Source organism: Bradyrhizobium sp. UFLA05-108 (assembly GCF_059803455.1).
This window is the reverse complement of the sequence record NZ_JBANAZ010000020.1, coordinates 1-15,183: the sequence shown is the minus strand read 5'-3', so window position 1 is coordinate 15,183 and position 15,183 is coordinate 1. Positions and strand designations below refer to the sequence as shown.

Here is a 15,183-nt window from a genome sequence, read left to right as displayed (position 1 = left end):
GCCGGCGGACGCGCCGTGGCGGTCACGAGGTCGTCAGGAAAATTGAGGTGGCGCGCGCGCCTGCGCGTTGGACGCGCCGTGGGGCACTGCGACACGATCTGCCGCGTCGTGCCACGCAACGCATTCGGCGGGTCGCACAGGTGTTGCGAAGACGGCCTGTGGCGCGTCGAGAGACGCGCTCGCCTGTGCCAGGCAGCAGAGCGAGCAAGCGCCAGGATGCGAGCCGGGCAGACTGGTCCGGTCGTCAATGCCTGCGCCTGAACCGCCATTCGCGTGGCAAATGACGCCGTTCTGAAGCGGATCGGCGACCGCAACGCCGGCCGCCCAACAGGCGGCGATCGGCGCCAGCACCTGCATCGCCAGGGCGATCAGGACCAGGGGTAAGTATTTTTGCAGCCGCGCCCGCATCCGCCGAACCATTCGTACGCTTACTAACTAGACATGATCCGCAATGGAGTCGAGATCGCTTTTTCACCAGATTGACGCAGCACAACCATTCAGTTCACCAAGTGTATCGCAGGATGCATCGTACCAAGCATCCCGACAACGGCGAGGATGGCAAGGCCGAGAGCAAGCTCGATGGTGCTATTGCGCTTGAGCCAGCGCAACGCACCACGCCCGGCCGGGACAAGCCGCGGTGTCAGCACCAGCCGGTTGACCAGGGCGAGCACCAACATGAGCGTGAACAGGACAAGCTTGAGCAGCAACAGCCGTCCATACTCGGTGACGACCAGCGCGTGAAGCGAGCCCACCAGGATGGCGGCATTGATGAATCCTGTAAGCAGCAGGGTTGCCACGCTGACCATGCCCATGATCGAAAATCGGCCCACGGCGTCACAGGCGAGCGGAAGCTCCTTCCTTCGGCAGGCCGCAGCGAGGAACAGGACTAATGACGCCAAGCCACCGATCCAGGCCGCGCTTGCCACCAAATGCAGCGCATCCGCGGCAAGATGCAGGTAACCCGCCTCGCCGGTGGTCGAGCCGGCATGGCCGCTCCAGGCGAGGCTTGCGGCAAATGCGATCGCAACCGCAAATCCGCCCCATCGTGCGATCGCCATACGATCGTAGGTCAGGCAAGCCACCAGGCAGATCACAAGGCCTGCTCGAAGCATCGTCACCTGTCCAAACTGCGTTTCGTTGATCACCGTCGATAAGACATTCGCGGACAATGCCTCATCGAGCGGCATCCCGCTCATCGAGGCGGCCTGAAGCATCAGCCAGATCGCACCGGAGATCACCGCGAAGGCAAGACCGAGCCACGAGACCCACAAGGTGGGAGCCTCGAACGACCCAGGCGCAGCCCCCTCCGAGCGCGCGGCCGGCGCAGCGATGGCGGTCCGAAACATGACGTCTCCAACCGTGATCGCGGTTGCCGCAAAGTGCACGGCGCGCGTCGCAACCAACGGCGCGTCCACTGCTGACCAGTCCATCGATGATCAGGCCTTCATGGACCGACCTGGAAGGTGAAGCTGCCGTCCGTCGTGTGGGTGTCCACAGACAGCACGCGCCAGTTCACGTGATACGTGCCCGCCCCTCCCGACTTCAGCGGGATCGACATCTGGTTGCCGCTGACGCGCGCCTTGCCTGCGTCGACGCGCTGCCCGGAGGGACCCGTGACACTGATCGAGCTGAATGCCGCCTCCAGTTTCTGGCTGAACCAGAGCGTCACCTCGCGCGGGGGGCTTGCCACCTTATTGCCGACGCGCGGCTCGGCGTGGTCGAGCTCGGCGTGGGCGCTTGCTTCGCCAGGCGGCATCGAAGTCAGCAAGAGGACCATGAACAGTATCATTGAACTGAGGGATAAGGATCGCATCGGTCAATTCCTTGCGAAAGGGTTGGCAGATTGGACCGGGCCACCGAAAAGCGGCTTGCCGATGCCGCGAGGATCAATGTCGTCGAGATAGAAGTGCAACTGTCCGATCACGCCGACATGCGTCCCGCTTTGCCGATTGATGGGAATCAGCGCCTCAACACCAACCTGATACTTGCTACCGACCCAGATCACGCCAGGATTGATGGTACCTGTCGTTCTCGTGCCCGAGGTAAGCGTGTTCGCAATCGGGGTTTGCAGATTGGCTTCGACGAGCGGGATCAGGTGATTGACGAACTCCGGCAGACCGAGATCCACGACAGCCGACTTCAAGTAAGGCATGCTGTACTGGATCGTTCCGCCCCAGTTCAGCACCCGCGGATGAAATTCGGTATCGGCAGCAAAGTCGCCGGTATCGGGATCGATCCCGAACGTGGTCGTGAAATTCCTGGCAGGAATCGCGTAGCCGACCTGGCCTGTGATGGCGACAGGACGAAGCCAGGAAAACGCGTCCGGCAGGTCGCCGAAGCCTTTGCCGAACCAGAGCATCGGTGTGTAGGTATTGAAGGGATCGGCGCCGACATTTTGCGCGCCGGTGCCACCCCATTCGACGCTAAGGCCGACCGACATCACGAATTCATGCGCGGGATCCTTGAAAACCCGGTACTTGAACGTGGTCTCCAGGTTTTGAAATCCGTTGGCGCCGGGGATGGTCGGGTCCATCGGATTGAGAAAGGTGTAGGTCGAGCCAAAGGAGATGGCAAAGTCCTCGGTGATACGTTTGGAGAACTCGCCGGAGATGTCACGCTGCCGAACCGGCGGGACGTCGCCAGTCTTGAAACTGTCGACTGTTGGAATGGACAGTTCATCGTTGACGCCGGGATCATCGATGCCCAGCGTTGCCGGGAAGAAGCGGTTACCAACGATCTCGTGAGCAACGCTTCCCGAGTGAGGGACGAGCGCGAGGGCGAGCCCCAGAAGGCCCGCATGCTTATGACAGATGGACATTTGAGGATCTCCGCGATGCTGACATGCGAATTCAGCGGCGGTTAGCCGCCGGGCTCACGTCAACAGTGGAGGCGCTCGTGCTCGGGCGTTGGATCCGCCGTCCGATGTGACTGCGGGTGCAGCCTGCTCATGCCACGGCACAGGTTCAGCGAGCCGGAACGGATTCGCGAACGTGGCCTGCCGCGAATCAAGCGACGCATTGGACTGCGCCAAGCAGCAGATCGAACAGCTTCCTGCGTGTGCAGCCGGCACGCCGGTTTGTGCGCCTGCATCCGATGCATCTGTGCTGTGACAGATCACCGCATTCTGAAGCGGATCGGCGACCGCAAGACCCGCGGCCCAGCAGGCGGCAACCGGCGCCAGCACCTGCATCGCGAGGGCGAGCAGGACCAGGGGCAGGTAGTTTCGCAGCCGCTCGCGCATTCGCCGAACCATTCGTTCGGCGAGCAACTAAACACCGGGCCGAGCCCGAGTCGAGGTCACTTCGCCGGTCTGCTTGCGCGATCACAAATTTCTCGAAAACTGTGTTCGGCGCGCCCCGCCGAAGGTGACGATCCGGCATTTGAGGCAGATGCAGGGCAGCCTCCTATCCACAGATTTCTTATATTTGTCATATACTTAGAAGGGAAAAAGCCCGATCATTTCGCCAACTGCTCGAATTTTGAACAATCGTTGCCGAAAATGATGACAAGTGAGAAAAGTTGATCTAGCATCTCTTTGCTCAGGCTGGCCGCGAGGTCGAAGTCTGGTGGTCCAAGTCTCGGGAGGAGCCCCTGGCGCGCAAAACGCAGCGTCGCCCCGTTCAATCAAGATCAAATCTCAGATATCGGGGATAATAGGGTCGACACAATTTTTGAGCGGGGCTAGGGCCCCGCTCTCTTTTTTTGTGCCGGCCTCCAACGCGGATGAACGCTTCAGCCGATCCGATCGAGAAGCTTCGAGCCTGCAGCGATCCGCTGCGACGATCTGACACCGCTCCTCTCTCAGCAGCTGTTTGCCGAGCATTTCGAAATGAGGGCGATGCTGGGAAAAGACGGCGGCGAGCTGGTCTGGGGGTGGAGGCTCGCGATCGAGGCGATCTTCGATTTCGCCGGCGAGCGCCGTGGACATTTCCGCATGATCCAGTTCGAATTATCCTCGCATGACGCCCACGGTACGCCGCAAGAGTTGTTCATCGAGTTCTTTCGCGTGATCCGTGATGTGCTGCGTGCGCTGCTCGCCGGCCTTGCTTTCTTTGCGTTGCACCAACGCGCAGCGTCACGGTGGCGATTGCAGAACGGGTAGCGTGAACTCGTCGATTGTGAGACACTGCCCGCCTTGGTAGCGCAAACAATGACGCTGCCAACGATAAGATCATGGGAGCGAGCGATGTCCGAGACGAAAGATTTCTCGACAACCAGGCGCGATCTTCTTCAGGCGGCAACGACCGCCGGCGCCGCGGCGGCCATCCTCGGCGGCATGGGGATCAACCCTGCACTTGCAGCCGAGATGGGACGTTCGGAGAAGCCGTTGAAGGCGGCATTCTCCAATGCCGGCCTGCAGGCCACCTGGTGTGCGCAGGGCAAGCAGGCGGCGGAATTCTGGGGCAAGCTGTTCAACGTCGATGTGACCTGGTTCGATGGCCAGCTCGACGCGGTGAAGCAGCGCGCAGCCATCGACAACATGGCCTCGCAGAAGTGGGACTTCGTCGCAATCCAGGCCTTCGGCATCGGCACCCTTACCCAGCCCGTGCAGAAGATGATCGACGGCGGCACGCCCGTCATCGACATGGACACGCTGATTGCACCACTCGATCAGATCAACGTGCATTCCTTCCTCGCCCCTGACAACGAGTTCATGGGCGCGTCCGTGACGCAGGCGCTGTGCAACGCCATGGGTGGCAAGGGCAAGATCATCATGACGCAAGGAGCCCTCGGCCACACTGGCGCGCAAGGCCGTGCGAAGGGTTTCAACTCGGTCGTCAAGCAATTCCCCAACATCGAGGTGCTCGACACCCAGCCGGCCGATTGGGACGTCTCCAAGACCGCGCGCCTGTGGGAGACCTATCTGACGAAATACCCGCAGATCGATGCGGCCTTCTTCCACAATGACGACATGGCGCTCGCAGCCGCCAACATCATGAAGGCGCATAACCGTACCAACATCCTGATCGGTGGCGTCGACGCCATGCCGCCCGCGATCCAGGCGGTAAGCGAGGGCCGGATGTACGCGACCGTCCGTAATCCCTCCTGCCGTATCCATGGCGGCGCCATCATCGCGGGCGTCGCCGCTGTCGTCGGCGGGGAGAAGAGCGGTCAGGGCATTCCGAAAAGCGTGGTGACGGACGGTCCGGTCGTGACCAAGGCGAATGCCGCCGGCATGCAGTGGATGGAGGATCACTTCCTGATCTGATTCCTCCATGCCTGAAGGCCGTTCGCCGATCCTGGAACTACAGGGCATCACGAAGAGCTTTGGCGGCGTCGAAGCACTTCGTGGTGTGGACTTTGCGCTATACGCCGGCGAGATCCATGGTCTCGTCGGCGAGAACGGCGCCGGAAAAAGCACGCTGATGAAGATCATCGCCGGCGTGCACCCGGAATTCTCCGGCCGCTTCCTGGTCGACGGCAAGGAGACCCGCTTCCGCTCGGCTCGCGACGCACATGCGGCCGGCATCGCCATGGTGCATCAGGAGCTCAGCGTCGCGCCCGACCTGACGGTCGCCGAGAACGTCTTTCTCGGCAACCAGCCGACCAACCAGCTGGGGCTCGTGCAATGGCGGCGCATGGCGCGCGAGGCCGGCGAGCAGCTCGCCCGTTTCGGCATCGACGTCGATCCGATGACGCGGCTCGGCGACCTTCCGATCGGCCTCCAGCAGCTCATCGAGATCGCCCGCGTGCTGTTCTCCGGGGCGCGCATCGTCATCCTGGACGAACCGACCTCCGCCCTCTCCCCGCCCGAGGTCGAGCGCCTGTTCACGACGCTGCGCCGTCTGCGCGACGAGGGCACTGGCATCGTTTTCATCTCGCATTTCATCGAGGACATCTTGCGCGTCTCCGATACGGTGACCGTGTTCCGCAACGGACGGAAGGTCGCCGAGTCCGCGGCTAGCGCGACCACCAAGGGCGCCCTGATCGAAGCGATGATCGGCCGCGGCGGCGAGGCGCTCGAGCACAGCTACACCGACGACCTCATGTTGCCGGCTGCCAACGGAGGCTCGGTCGTCCTGAAGGTCGACCAGCTCTCGCTCGCGCGCAGCCTCCAGGACGTCTCGTTCGAGGCGCGTTCCGGCGAGGTGCTGGGCATCTACGGCTTCATGGGCTGCGGACAGCAGGAGCTGTCGCGCATCCTGTTCGGCAAGCTCAAACCCGACGGCGGCGCGCTGATTATCGACGGTGCGCGAAAATCCTTTGCCTCGACTGCGGCCGCGCGGCGTGCGGGCGTGGCGCTTGTCCCAGAGAGCCGGCGCGCCATGCTGTTCCACCAGGAGCCGGTGTACAAGAACATCTCGATCAGCATTCTGGATCGCATTTCGGCCATGCTGCTCAAACCGGCGCAGGAGCGCGACATCGCCAAGCGCCAGGTCGAGCAGTTGCAGATCCGGCCGCCTGTGGTCGGCCTCGACCTCGGCATGCTCTCGGGCGGCAACCAGCAGAAGGTGGCGTTGGCCAAATGGCTGACCTATCCGCCGCGACTTCTGGTGCTCTGCGAGCCGACTCGCGGCATGGATGTCGGCGCCAAGAACGACGTCATCAACATCGTGCGCGACCTTCGCGCCAGGGGCCTAGCCATCATCGTGCTGTCGACGGAGCCGGAGACGGTGCTGTCGCTGGCCGACCGCATTCTCGTGCTCAAGCGCGGGGCGGTGGTGCGCGAATTCAAGAACGAGCCGGTCAGCAAAGACCGCCTTTTGGAGGCGGCGTGACGGAGAAGCACAATGGCGAGCAGTGAAGCAGTTTCCGGAGCGGCCCGCCGGCCTCGCAGCATTGGCTCCTTCCTGCGCTCGCAGATGCGCAACATCGCGCCTTTCCTGACGCTGATCTTCCTCAGCCTGTTCTTCGCCTTCGCAAGCCCCTCCTTCGCCACGTTGGACAATCTCGGCAACATCCTCACCCAGGTCTCCGTGACCGGCGTGATCGCCGTCGGCCTCACCTTCGTGATCCTCTGCGCCGAGATCGACCTCTCGATCGCCAGCATCGCCAACGTCACGGGCATTGCGGTCGCCTATTTCACGATCCAGGAATCCTACGTCAACATCGCCAACGTCCCCCTCCCCGGCGCCGCCGCAATCCTGCTCTCGCTGCTGCTCTGTGCGGCTCTCGGGTTCGTCAACGCGCTGGGGCTGACCGTGATCGGCATCCCCTCCTTCATCATGACACTCGCGATGATGCAGATCGCGGCAGGCATCTCCGCGCTGCTGGTGCGCGGCCAGATCGCCTACAAGGTGCCCGACCTCATCGCAACGCTCGGCTCCGGCTCGATCGGCGGCATTCCCTGGATCGTCATCGTTGCCGCAGTGATGCTGCTCGCCGGACACCTCGTGCTCACCTACACGCGCTTCGGGCGCTACGTCTACATGGTTGGCGGAAACCGCGAGGCAGCCGAATATTCCGGCCTCAACGTCAAGCTGATCCTCGGCGTGGTGATGGTCATTTCGGCGGTCTGCGCCGGCATCGGCGGCATGCTCGGCGTCGCCCATTTCGGCAGCGCGCAGCAGAACGAGTTCGACACCTACCTGCTCGACTCCATCGCCGCCGTCGTGGTCGGCGGCACCAGCCTGTTCGGCGGTCGCGGCGGCATCGGCAACACCATCGTCGGCCTGTTCGTGCTGGGCGTGCTCAACAATGGCCTCGACCACGTCAACATCGACAGCTTCCTGAAAATCCTGATCCGCGGCCTGATCCTGCTGGCGGCGCTGATCATCAACGTCTATGCGCAGCGACTACGGGAGAAGGCGGCGGAGTAGCGCGATAGCCCACTATAAAAGCTCGAAAACAACCCCATGCAAAGTAGCCGAGGACGGCTGGAACACATTTCGAGTTTTACGAAATAGCTTGACACGTCGGGCAAATCACCGGCACAGTGCCATGCTGACGCCAATGATTACGTTTCCCGGGAAGCTATAGTTGGACAAAGGTCCGCCTTCTTTGGCCGGCCTCGTCGCGCAAGAGGCATTCCTACTCGAGTGCTATTCAAGCCCGCCAGAAGGTTTTTTATTTCCAGAGCGATGTCGGTCCAGGACAGCCCGACATCATGCAAGTCGCGGTCAGTCCATTGCTGCAATTCGCGGCGCTGCCGAACCCGGTTGCGCCAAGTTTGCAGTGTGACAAGCGCGCGCTTTGCCGCGTACGAAACGACCGACGTCATGGTCTTCGGCGTCCGGGCACCACCCGAGATCGGCCTGACCCTACCCTTCATCGTCCCTCCTTTGCTCGGCCAAACCAGATCGCGACTGCACCTGTGAGCAACGCGGCGGCCGATATCGCCAGCGAGGCATGCGCGCCCGCAATGAACGCGTTGTTCCCTCCGACCAGCGAACCGAACAGGGCAACACCAAGCACGCTGCCGGTCTGCCGCGTCGCGTTCAGCACGCCGGCGGCGATGCCGGATCGCGACTTCTCGACACTGCCGAGCAATGTCGAGGTCAAAGGCGGCACGAGCAGGCCGAGCCCGCCGCCGAGGACCATGAGCTGAGCGCCGATCGCCCCGTAGCTTGTGCCGAAGGCCATGGGGAGCAGCGCAACGCAGCCTGCGGCGGTGATCATACAAGCCAGCGCAATGGTTTGCGGCGCGCCGAGGCGCTCGCTGACCGACGCGGCGACGAGGTTGGCGGGCAGCACCATGCCCATCATTGGTACGAAGGCCAGGCCTGTTGCGAACGGCGACCAGCCGTTGACTTTCTGGAAGTAGAGACTGAGCACGAAGATCAGACCGTAGAAGGCGATGTTGAAGAGGAGCCCGACCAGCGCGGTCAGCGCGAACATGGGATGGCGGAACAGCGCCAGCGGCAGCATCGGCTGCTGCGCATATGCCTCGCGCCATACGAACAGAAGTCCGACCAACGCCGCGGCCGCGAAGGCCGCAATCACCAGCGGATGGCTCCAGCCGAGCGCGCCGCCTTCGATCAAGGCACCGGCCAGCGTGGCGAGGGTTGTAATCGCCGCGATCTGTCCCGGCAGGTCGATCCCGCGCTGCGCGAGCCGCGGCGTCTCCTCGGCGTAACGCCAAGTGAGCCAGAGGCCGGCGACGCCGATCGGCAGGTTGACGAGAAAAATCGCGCGCCAGCCGACCAGCGCGATCAGCGCGCCGCCGACGAACGGACCGGCCGTCAGCGCGACGCTCGCACCTGCGGCCCAGAATCCGACCGCGCGGCCGCGCGCCTTCGGATCGATATACGCGTGGTTGAGGAGCGCCAGGGAGTTCGGCACCAGGATAGCCGCCGCGAGACCCTGTACGGATCGCGCGGCGATCAGGAATATCGCCGACGGCGCCAGGGCGCAGGCGAGCGAAGCCAAGGTGAAGAGCGCAAAGCCCGCGATGAAAATCAGTTTGGCGCCGAGGCGATCGCCGAGCGCACCGGCGGTCAGAATGAAGGCGGCGAATGCGATGGTATAGGCGGTCACCACCCATTGCAGCTCGGAGACGCTACCGCCGAGCGAGGTGCTGATGCTGCTTAGCGCAGTATTGACGATGGTAATATCGAGCTGCACCACACCAAGGCCGAGGCTCGTGGCAGCAAGCGCCAGCGCCGTCGCGAGAGGCGAACGGGATGAGGTGTTGGCGGAGCGGGCCAGTTCCGGCTGCGTTGTGTTGAGCGAAGTTGTTTGCATGATCACACTCAGTTGTCTGTGAGAATTTGACCGCTCAGATCAGCCCGCTTTGCGGTGGTCATTCGATACCAACCGAATATTCGGAGCCGCGGGATGATCTTTCGCCTCATCGCGGCACTTCCTTCACCGGGCCTATTGGCGTCCAGGCAACCTATGTCTCGTGATCGAACCAGTCTCGCGGAAACACTACGGTCTTGACCGAAGTATTCGTGCTTGGCACTGCGTCCTTATCGGCGTACGAGAAGGGCATGGACACGGGACCCAAAATCGCCCAAGTCGCAGCACTCATCGGCGACCCGGCGCGCGCCAACATGCTGAGCGCGCTGATGGATGGCCGAACGTTGACCGCCTCGGAGCTCGCCTATGTGTCTGGCGTGGCGCCGCAGACAGCGAGTGGCCATCTTGCGAAACTCAGCGACGCGGGATTGCTCGCGCTCGCAAAGCGGGGCCGACGACGATATTTCCGCCTGGCCTCTCCGCACGTCGCGCGCGTGCTGGAAGGTCTCATGGTCGTGGCGCAGGACGGCCCCGCCCGGCAGTGCAATCTCTGGCGCGGTGGAGAAACGCTCCGGCACGCGCGCACGTGCTATGACCACATGGCCGGCCGCATCGCCGTCGCAATCGCCGACCGGCTGGTCCAACAGTCGTTTATTCTGCTCGACGAGGATGGCGGGCAACTCACCGATGCCGGCTGGTCATTCTTCAATGAGTTGGGCGTCGATCTTCGCCTCGCCTCCAAGCGCCGGGTGTTCTGTCGCCCCTGTCTCGACTGGAGCGAGCGCCGGCCGCATCTGGCCGGGGCGGTCGGCGCCGCCATTCTTGATCACGCTCTCGAGCACGATTGGGTCGAGCACGTCAGGGATAGCCGAGCGCTCGTCGTAACCCCAGTTGGCGTAAGAGAACTCGCCAGAACGTTCGGCATCGAGGGCGCCCCCCCCGATGGACGGTCACGATGGGCGTGTTGGATCACTCTCCGGAAGCCGGGTATCAGCTATAGCGGTCGACTCAGCGTCCGGACGGAGGTAGTAGCGCGATTGGCCACTTTCGGCTGTGGGGACCGGAGCTGAGCCCGAAGTGTTGCGATTGGCCAGACCCCTGTGATTCAAACTCCCAAACTGGGGGCTCGAATCATACGCTACGAACTCGCTGATCATGAATGGGGTGCCATCAAGCCCATGCTGCCGAATAAGCCTCGTGGCGTTCCTCGGGTAAACGACCGACGTGTGCTCAACGGCATCTTCTGGTCTTGCGATCCGGGGCACCTTGGCGCGATTTGCCGGATCATTTTGGCCCGTACACGACCTGCTACAACCGTTTCGTCCGCTGGCGACGGGCTGGTGTCTGGGGCCGCATCATCGACGCACTTGCCGTAGCCCACGATGCCGCTGTCCAGATGATCGACACCTCCATTGTCCGCGTGCATCAGCATGGAGCCTGCATCACACGAAACAAGTGCCAATCGATGGGGAGGTCGCGCGGCGGAACGGCTGGGCCATGACCGGACCGCCGCAGCCCGGCTTCGGAGTGACGACGAGACATCCGATGGGTAAGGCCGTGACAGTCGCCCCCAAGGCGCGATGAGATTGGGATGAATCGTCATCACGCTTTGTATCGTCAGAGCAGATTTTTCGCTTTCCGTGTGGCGCCCTTCGCGCGGCCCCGATGGCTTCCTTTCGTGCTCGCTGAAGCTGCCTCCGTCGGCCTCGTGATCGGAAATGTCTTGCGCATATGCGCGGCAAGCATCGCGCAATAGTCCGTAGCGAAACGAGGCAACGGACGCCGTTTATCCCAAGAGATGGTCAGGGGCTCTTGCAATACCCGGCGCCCGTGCGTGAGGCCGACAATCCTCAATTCGTAACGCCGGCACTGAAGCTGGGACGGCACGATGGCTATGCCATGCCCCGCTTCTGCGAGTGCCAACAAAGTGTGCGGGTTTCTGCTCTCGAAGACGATCTTGGGTTTCAGTCCCGCCATTCGGCTCGCCGCATCGAAAGCACGGCGAAATCCGAACCCGCTGTCCATCAGCAGAAGTGGAAACCCGGCAAGATCGGCGACCTCGATGGTAGGACGAGGGCCAAGTGGTACCGATGGATGACAGGCGGCTAGCAACTGCACCGATCCAAGGGGAAGGCTTTCGAAGTGCTGTTCATTTAGTCTGACGGCGTGCAACAGATTTTGGCCGAGATGGACCTCGCCGCGCTCGAGCATCGCCAATATTTCGCTACCCGTCCCCTCCCTGATCTTGATCTCAACCCTGGGATATCGTTCCGCGTACAGATGCAGAAATTGCGACAGCACACTCTCGATGTGTTGCGGCGATCCGGCAACCTTCAGGACTCCCGTGTCTCCATGACGAAGTAGCTGAGCCTGCTCTTTCAACGAACTGGCGCTGTTGAGCAGCAGCCGGCAGCCTGGGATCAACTGCTCGCCTTCACCGGTCAACAATAGTCGGCGCCCGACCCGATCGAATAGCCGCAAGCCCAGCTCCTGCTCGAGACCGATGATCTGCCTGGACAAGGCCGGCTGGGCGATCCGCAACCGCAGTGCAGCCCTTGAAACGGTGCCGAGCTCCGCCACAGTCAGGAATGTGAGGGCCTGTCGAAGGTTCATGCCCGCTTATACCATCAGAGCATAGGATCTGAGAGGATATATGTATTGGACGCATTTCGAACTTCTATGGAGAGTCCCATCTGCTGCTCGCGATAGTGGCGAGGCAAGAGAGGAGGCCCGTATGAATTCCGGATGCAGGATCGGTCTCGTCATGTTGACTTGTACCGTTTTAGGCGCGTTTGGGAGCGAAGCGCTTCATAGTGAGGCCGCGCCACCCGCCTATCTGATCGGCCAAATCGACGTCACCGACCCCGATGGTTATGCCAAGGAATATCTCCCGAAAGCGCGGGAGATCATAAAGGCACATGGCGGGAAGCTGGTTGCGGCGGCAGGCGCGGCGGCAACTGGTTCACAGGTCGTAGCCGTTGATGGAAATCCACCCAGGCGCGTGGTCATCTACGTGTATCCGAGCATGGAGGCGCTTCGCGCGTGGCGAAACGATCCTGCCTATGTGCAAGTTCGAGCCGTTGGCGAGAAATACGCCACGTATCACACATTTGCGGTCGAGGGCTCTGTCGCCAATTAGAGCATGATGAGTTTTAGTTGAATCGGTGCGAGTCGAGGGCGACGTTCACCTCTCCTGTGGGGTGGGACCAGCTGGAACGGCCGCGCGCTCACGTTGTCCTCTCTAGCCGGTCGGAAACTCCGGCTGCCAGTCGCGCAGTTTTCGTGCGGCGCCGGTGACGTCTGCGATGGTCGGAAATGACCCTGTCTCCACCATCATCACGCGCGCCAGCCGCACGCTTCGTGCTTCGCTGATCGCCCTCTTGCGCGGGTCATCGATCAGCTCGAAATCGATGTTGTGGGCGAGACCGAAGATGCGGCGGATGGTCTTTGCGGCGGCAAAGCCGACCGTGTCGGCGAATAGCCGCGCCACGTAGGCCTGCCGCTCGGCCTCCAGTCGCGCGGCGCCCTGCTCGCCCATAAACAACGAGGCCGGATAGGCGTCGCCGAGGGCATTGGCCCGCCAGAGATCGAGGAATTTTCGCGCGAACTCGCTCCAGACTTTCTCGACGGTTTCGAGCACCCAGCCTTCGAACGCGCGGCGTTCGCCGGGCGCGCCTTCGTGACCGGCCGACGCGAAGTAGGCCATGAGCAGATTGGCGAGGACGGCCCCGACGTCGAATCCCATCGGACCGTAGAACGCAAACTCGGGATCGATCACGCGCGTCTCGCCCGAGGTGACCATGATCGAACCGGTGTGGAGGTCGCCATGAATGAGCGCCTCCGGGCTCGCCATGAACTTGAGCTTCAGCCGGGAGATCGCGACGTGCAGTTCCATGTCCTCGCGCAGGTCGGCGGCCAGGGCGTCGAGGTAAGGCGAAGTCCAGCGGTTCTGCTCGGCGATCCGATAGGGATCGGTGAAGATCAGATCCTCGGTGATCTTGCACAGCGCGTGGTTGCCGGCGAAGCCCTCGATGCCCTCCTTCTTCTCTGCGGCGGTGAGCGCGAGATCGGACGTGAAGAACAGCGTTCGCGCCATGAAGGTGGTGATGTCGTCGACGAAGCGCGGATATTGCGTGCCGGCGATCAGCCCTTTGCGCATGATGATGTGGGGCTCGAGCAGCTCCATCACCGTGAGCGCAAGCGCCTCGTTGTGATACAGCACCGACGGCACGAGGCCAGGCGCGAGTTGCGCCTGTCGCGTCAATGCCAGATATTCGTAATGCGCGCGGGATAGCGGCAGGGGCCAGCTTTCCCCGACCAGGCGGACGTAGGGCAGCGCCTGCTTGACGGCAACGCCGCCTCGGGCTCCCTTCACGATGAAGACGAGGTTGAGGTTGCCGTCGCCGACTTCCGTGATCGACCAGTCGCCCGGCGCGCCGCCCAGCACCGACACCAGCTTCGGACGGCCCGCGAGATAGTCTCGCAGATCCGCCTCATGCAAAATCCGATAGTTCTCCGCCTGCCCCTGCGTCATGACGATTCCTGCCCATGGTTTTGGCCGGATCGTCAGTCGCGCTCCAGGAAGCGCGAACCGATGTCGGCCTTTCTCTTGATCGGATCGTAATCGCAATAGACGCTGTCCGCCACCAGCGTGTAGCTCGCGATGACCGTATATTTGTCGAGCTTGACCGAATGCAGCCCAGCGATCGCGGTGCTTTTGCCGCCGTTACACTTGAACGGTGGCGAGCTCTGTGTGAGCAAATCTATTCCGCTTCATCGCGCTGAGCGGACCTCGATGAGGCGCGCGGCCAATTCGTTGATGGACCACTTCCGGACTCATGCTCCGCGAAGAAGAACCTACTCGATGGCAGGCCATTGAACGGTCCCAGTCAGTAACCGCAGCGGTCGTGGTTAAGCGGATCAAAGCGTCTGGGGAGGCCGCTTTCTACCCTAAGCTCCTCTGCGATCCTGGCTACCAATCACGCAGCGCCATGCCGCCAGGCGCTCGGCCGGATGCTGGTTCATCCACTCGGCGAGCTGCGGCGCGCCCATCAGGCAGGACTGTATCGAGACGTCGGCGAAGTCCGAGGTGGTGACGATCTGCTCGTGGCAATTTGTCGGAGAAGAGAGACTGCAGAGCACGGCGATGACCTTGATCACGAAAGCCCCCCGTCGCTGCGATGGACTTTGGGGCCGCTGACCGTGTGACCAATTGATGCCTTGTCATGCTGCTCCCTGAACGGGTCAGCCGTCGGGAAGATGCTGTCATATATCGCGCGGGCTTCCCGAATTAAGCGGGCTCGCTCGCGCTCAGACTTTGAGACAAATCGAATAATCTCGCCCATATTGAACGCTCCTACTACTATCAAGAGGGACCATTCCCTTTGTGGCGAAGAATAGCTGCGGCCTTGCTATTCACTCTGTGATACGTCTCACCATGCGCAGCGTGCTTTGAATGACTTCGGGGGAGCAAACTTCGATTTACTAGCACTACTTTGGCAGAATCGGTCTGCGCCAGTGTTTTTCAAGGAGTCGTTTTCGGCAGTGTGGACACCGTTGAGA

General features: G+C 62.1%; 19 protein-coding genes and 1 pseudogene. 8 read left to right on the top strand and 12 right to left on the bottom strand.

Translation table 11 applies throughout. The features are described from left to right. Window positions 1-33: 33 nt before the first annotated feature. The 5 genes from SO140_RS16635 to SO140_RS16615 all read right to left on the bottom strand — a co-directional run bounded on the left by SO140_RS16635 (window position 34) and on the right by SO140_RS16615 (window position 3,190). Window positions 34-408, bottom strand: a complete 375-nt coding sequence (locus SO140_RS16635; RefSeq protein WP_498542826.1) for a DUF2946 family protein — start codon at window positions 406-408, stop codon at window positions 34-36. 89 nt (window positions 409-497) lie between these two features. After that, entirely contained in the window at window positions 498-1,430 is a 933-nt protein-coding gene (gene copD, locus SO140_RS16630) for a copper homeostasis membrane protein CopD (RefSeq protein WP_498542825.1), read from the bottom strand. A gap of 14 nt (window positions 1,431-1,444) precedes the next feature. Continuing rightward, entirely contained in the window at window positions 1,445-1,777 is a 333-nt protein-coding gene (locus tag SO140_RS16625) for a copper resistance CopC family protein (RefSeq protein WP_498541716.1), read from the bottom strand. Between the two features lie 39 nt (window positions 1,778-1,816). After that, window positions 1,817-2,818 carry a hypothetical protein gene (locus tag SO140_RS16620; protein ID WP_498541715.1) on the bottom strand — a complete coding sequence of 334 codons (1,002 nt, stop codon included), beginning with the start codon at window positions 2,816-2,818 and terminating at the stop codon, window positions 1,817-1,819. A gap of 54 nt (window positions 2,819-2,872) precedes the next feature. Further along, window positions 2,873-3,190, bottom strand: a complete 318-nt coding sequence (locus SO140_RS16615; protein ID WP_449381674.1) for a DUF2946 family protein — start codon at window positions 3,188-3,190, stop codon at window positions 2,873-2,875. Between SO140_RS16615 and SO140_RS16610 the strand changes: the two genes are divergently transcribed. From SO140_RS16610 to SO140_RS16590, 5 genes are all read left to right on the top strand, one after another. Further along, window positions 3,107-3,523: a hypothetical protein gene (locus SO140_RS16610; protein WP_498541722.1), complete on the top strand. Its 417-nt coding sequence runs from the start codon at window positions 3,107-3,109 to the stop codon at window positions 3,521-3,523. The genes SO140_RS16615 and SO140_RS16610 overlap by 84 nt on opposite strands. A gap of 315 nt (window positions 3,524-3,838) precedes the next feature. Further along, window positions 3,839-4,102 carry a hypothetical protein gene (locus tag SO140_RS16605; protein ID WP_449381659.1) on the top strand — a complete coding sequence of 88 codons (264 nt, stop codon included), beginning with the start codon at window positions 3,839-3,841 and terminating at the stop codon, window positions 4,100-4,102. Window positions 4,103-4,186: 84 nt separating this feature from the next. Further along, complete coding sequence (locus tag SO140_RS16600; RefSeq protein ID WP_449381660.1) at window positions 4,187-5,209, top strand: sugar ABC transporter substrate-binding protein; 1,023 nt, start codon at window positions 4,187-4,189, stop codon at window positions 5,207-5,209. A gap of 7 nt (window positions 5,210-5,216) precedes the next feature. Next, entirely contained in the window at window positions 5,217-6,719 is a 1,503-nt protein-coding gene (locus tag SO140_RS16595) for a sugar ABC transporter ATP-binding protein (protein ID WP_498542824.1), read from the top strand. A 12-nt stretch (window positions 6,720-6,731) separates the two neighbouring features. Beyond that, on the top strand, window positions 6,732-7,760 hold the full coding sequence (locus SO140_RS16590; RefSeq protein WP_498541713.1) for an ABC transporter permease: 1,029 nt from the start codon (window positions 6,732-6,734) through the stop codon (window positions 7,758-7,760). A gap of 137 nt (window positions 7,761-7,897) precedes the next feature. Here the strand turns inward: SO140_RS16590 and SO140_RS16585 are convergent, their stop codons facing one another. After that, window positions 7,898-8,161, bottom strand: a complete 264-nt coding sequence (locus tag SO140_RS16585; RefSeq protein ID WP_498542876.1) for a DUF1127 domain-containing protein — start codon at window positions 8,159-8,161, stop codon at window positions 7,898-7,900. Window positions 8,162-8,208: 47 nt separating this feature from the next. Then, entirely contained in the window at window positions 8,209-9,624 is a 1,416-nt protein-coding gene (locus SO140_RS16580) for an MFS transporter (protein ID WP_498542823.1), read from the bottom strand. Window positions 9,625-9,872: 248 nt separating this feature from the next. Between SO140_RS16580 and SO140_RS16575 the strand changes: the two genes are divergently transcribed. Both SO140_RS16575 and SO140_RS16570 read left to right on the top strand, forming a co-directional pair. Continuing rightward, the gene (locus SO140_RS16575; RefSeq protein ID WP_498542822.1) at window positions 9,873-10,691 is read left to right on the top strand and encodes an ArsR/SmtB family transcription factor; all 819 of its coding nucleotides are present in this window, start codon (window positions 9,873-9,875) and stop codon (window positions 10,689-10,691) included. Window positions 10,692-10,799: 108 nt separating this feature from the next. Further along, window positions 10,800-11,107, top strand: a pseudogene (locus SO140_RS16570) (IS5 family transposase); the annotation flags it as partial. 131 nt (window positions 11,108-11,238) lie between these two features. Here the strand turns inward: SO140_RS16570 and SO140_RS16565 are convergent. Then, the gene (locus SO140_RS16565) at window positions 11,239-12,234 is read right to left on the bottom strand and encodes a LysR family transcriptional regulator (protein ID WP_498542821.1); all 996 of its coding nucleotides are present in this window, start codon (window positions 12,232-12,234) and stop codon (window positions 11,239-11,241) included. A 121-nt stretch (window positions 12,235-12,355) separates the two neighbouring features. Here SO140_RS16565 and SO140_RS16560 point away from each other — a divergent pair, with 121 nt between their 5' ends. Further along, window positions 12,356-12,760: a DUF1330 domain-containing protein gene (locus tag SO140_RS16560; protein ID WP_449381667.1), complete on the top strand. Its 405-nt coding sequence runs from the start codon at window positions 12,356-12,358 to the stop codon at window positions 12,758-12,760. A gap of 102 nt (window positions 12,761-12,862) precedes the next feature. Here the strand turns inward: SO140_RS16560 and mtnK are convergent, their stop codons facing one another. From mtnK to SO140_RS16540, 4 genes are all read right to left on the bottom strand, one after another. Next, the gene (gene mtnK, locus SO140_RS16555) at window positions 12,863-14,155 is read right to left on the bottom strand and encodes an S-methyl-5-thioribose kinase (RefSeq protein WP_498542820.1); all 1,293 of its coding nucleotides are present in this window, start codon (window positions 14,153-14,155) and stop codon (window positions 12,863-12,865) included. Window positions 14,156-14,187: 32 nt separating this feature from the next. Continuing rightward, window positions 14,188-14,382, bottom strand: coding sequence for a hypothetical protein (locus SO140_RS16550; RefSeq protein ID WP_498542819.1), 195 nt, complete (start codon window positions 14,380-14,382; stop codon window positions 14,188-14,190). A gap of 189 nt (window positions 14,383-14,571) precedes the next feature. After that, the gene (locus SO140_RS16545) at window positions 14,572-14,781 is read right to left on the bottom strand and encodes a hypothetical protein (RefSeq protein ID WP_449381670.1); all 210 of its coding nucleotides are present in this window, start codon (window positions 14,779-14,781) and stop codon (window positions 14,572-14,574) included. Next, on the bottom strand, window positions 14,778-14,966 hold the full coding sequence (locus tag SO140_RS16540; protein ID WP_449381671.1) for a hypothetical protein: 189 nt from the start codon (window positions 14,964-14,966) through the stop codon (window positions 14,778-14,780). Before SO140_RS16540 ends, SO140_RS16545 begins: the two co-directional genes overlap by 4 nt. Window positions 14,967-15,183: the final 217 nt, after the last annotated feature.

Bases quoted from the DNA above. Each gene is read 5' to 3' on its own strand.
- SO140_RS16565 (WP_498542821.1), bottom strand. From the start codon at position 12,234: ATGAACCTTCGACAGGCCCTCACATTCCTGACTGTGGCGGAGCTCGGC.
- SO140_RS16635 (WP_498542826.1), bottom strand. From the start codon at position 408: ATGCGGGCGCGGCTGCAAAAATACTTACCCCTGGTCCTGATCGCCCTG.
- SO140_RS16615 (WP_449381674.1), bottom strand. From the start codon at position 3,190: ATGCAGGTGCTGGCGCCGGTTGCCGCCTGCTGGGCCGCGGGTCTTGCG.
- SO140_RS16625 (WP_498541716.1), bottom strand. From the start codon at position 1,777: ATGGTCCTCTTGCTGACTTCGATGCCGCCTGGCGAAGCAAGCGCCCAC.
- copD (WP_498542825.1), bottom strand. From the start codon at position 1,430: ATGGACTGGTCAGCAGTGGACGCGCCGTTGGTTGCGACGCGCGCCGTG.
- SO140_RS16620 (WP_498541715.1), bottom strand. From the start codon at position 2,818: ATGTCCATCTGTCATAAGCATGCGGGCCTTCTGGGGCTCGCCCTCGCG.
- SO140_RS16585 (WP_498542876.1), bottom strand. From the start codon at position 8,161: ATGACGTCGGTCGTTTCGTACGCGGCAAAGCGCGCGCTTGTCACACTG.
- SO140_RS16540 (WP_449381671.1), bottom strand. From the start codon at position 14,966: ATGGGCGAGATTATTCGATTTGTCTCAAAGTCTGAGCGCGAGCGAGCC.
- SO140_RS16590 (WP_498541713.1), top strand. From the start codon at position 6,732: ATGGCGAGCAGTGAAGCAGTTTCCGGAGCGGCCCGCCGGCCTCGCAGC.
- SO140_RS16605 (WP_449381659.1), top strand. From the start codon at position 3,839: ATGCTGGGAAAAGACGGCGGCGAGCTGGTCTGGGGGTGGAGGCTCGCG.
- mtnK (WP_498542820.1), bottom strand. From the start codon at position 14,155: ATGACGCAGGGGCAGGCGGAGAACTATCGGATTTTGCATGAGGCGGAT.
- SO140_RS16580 (WP_498542823.1), bottom strand. From the start codon at position 9,624: ATGCAAACAACTTCGCTCAACACAACGCAGCCGGAACTGGCCCGCTCC.
- SO140_RS16575 (WP_498542822.1), top strand. From the start codon at position 9,873: ATGGACACGGGACCCAAAATCGCCCAAGTCGCAGCACTCATCGGCGAC.
- SO140_RS16560 (WP_449381667.1), top strand. From the start codon at position 12,356: ATGAATTCCGGATGCAGGATCGGTCTCGTCATGTTGACTTGTACCGTT.
- SO140_RS16600 (WP_449381660.1), top strand. From the start codon at position 4,187: ATGTCCGAGACGAAAGATTTCTCGACAACCAGGCGCGATCTTCTTCAG.
- SO140_RS16595 (WP_498542824.1), top strand. From the start codon at position 5,217: ATGCCTGAAGGCCGTTCGCCGATCCTGGAACTACAGGGCATCACGAAG.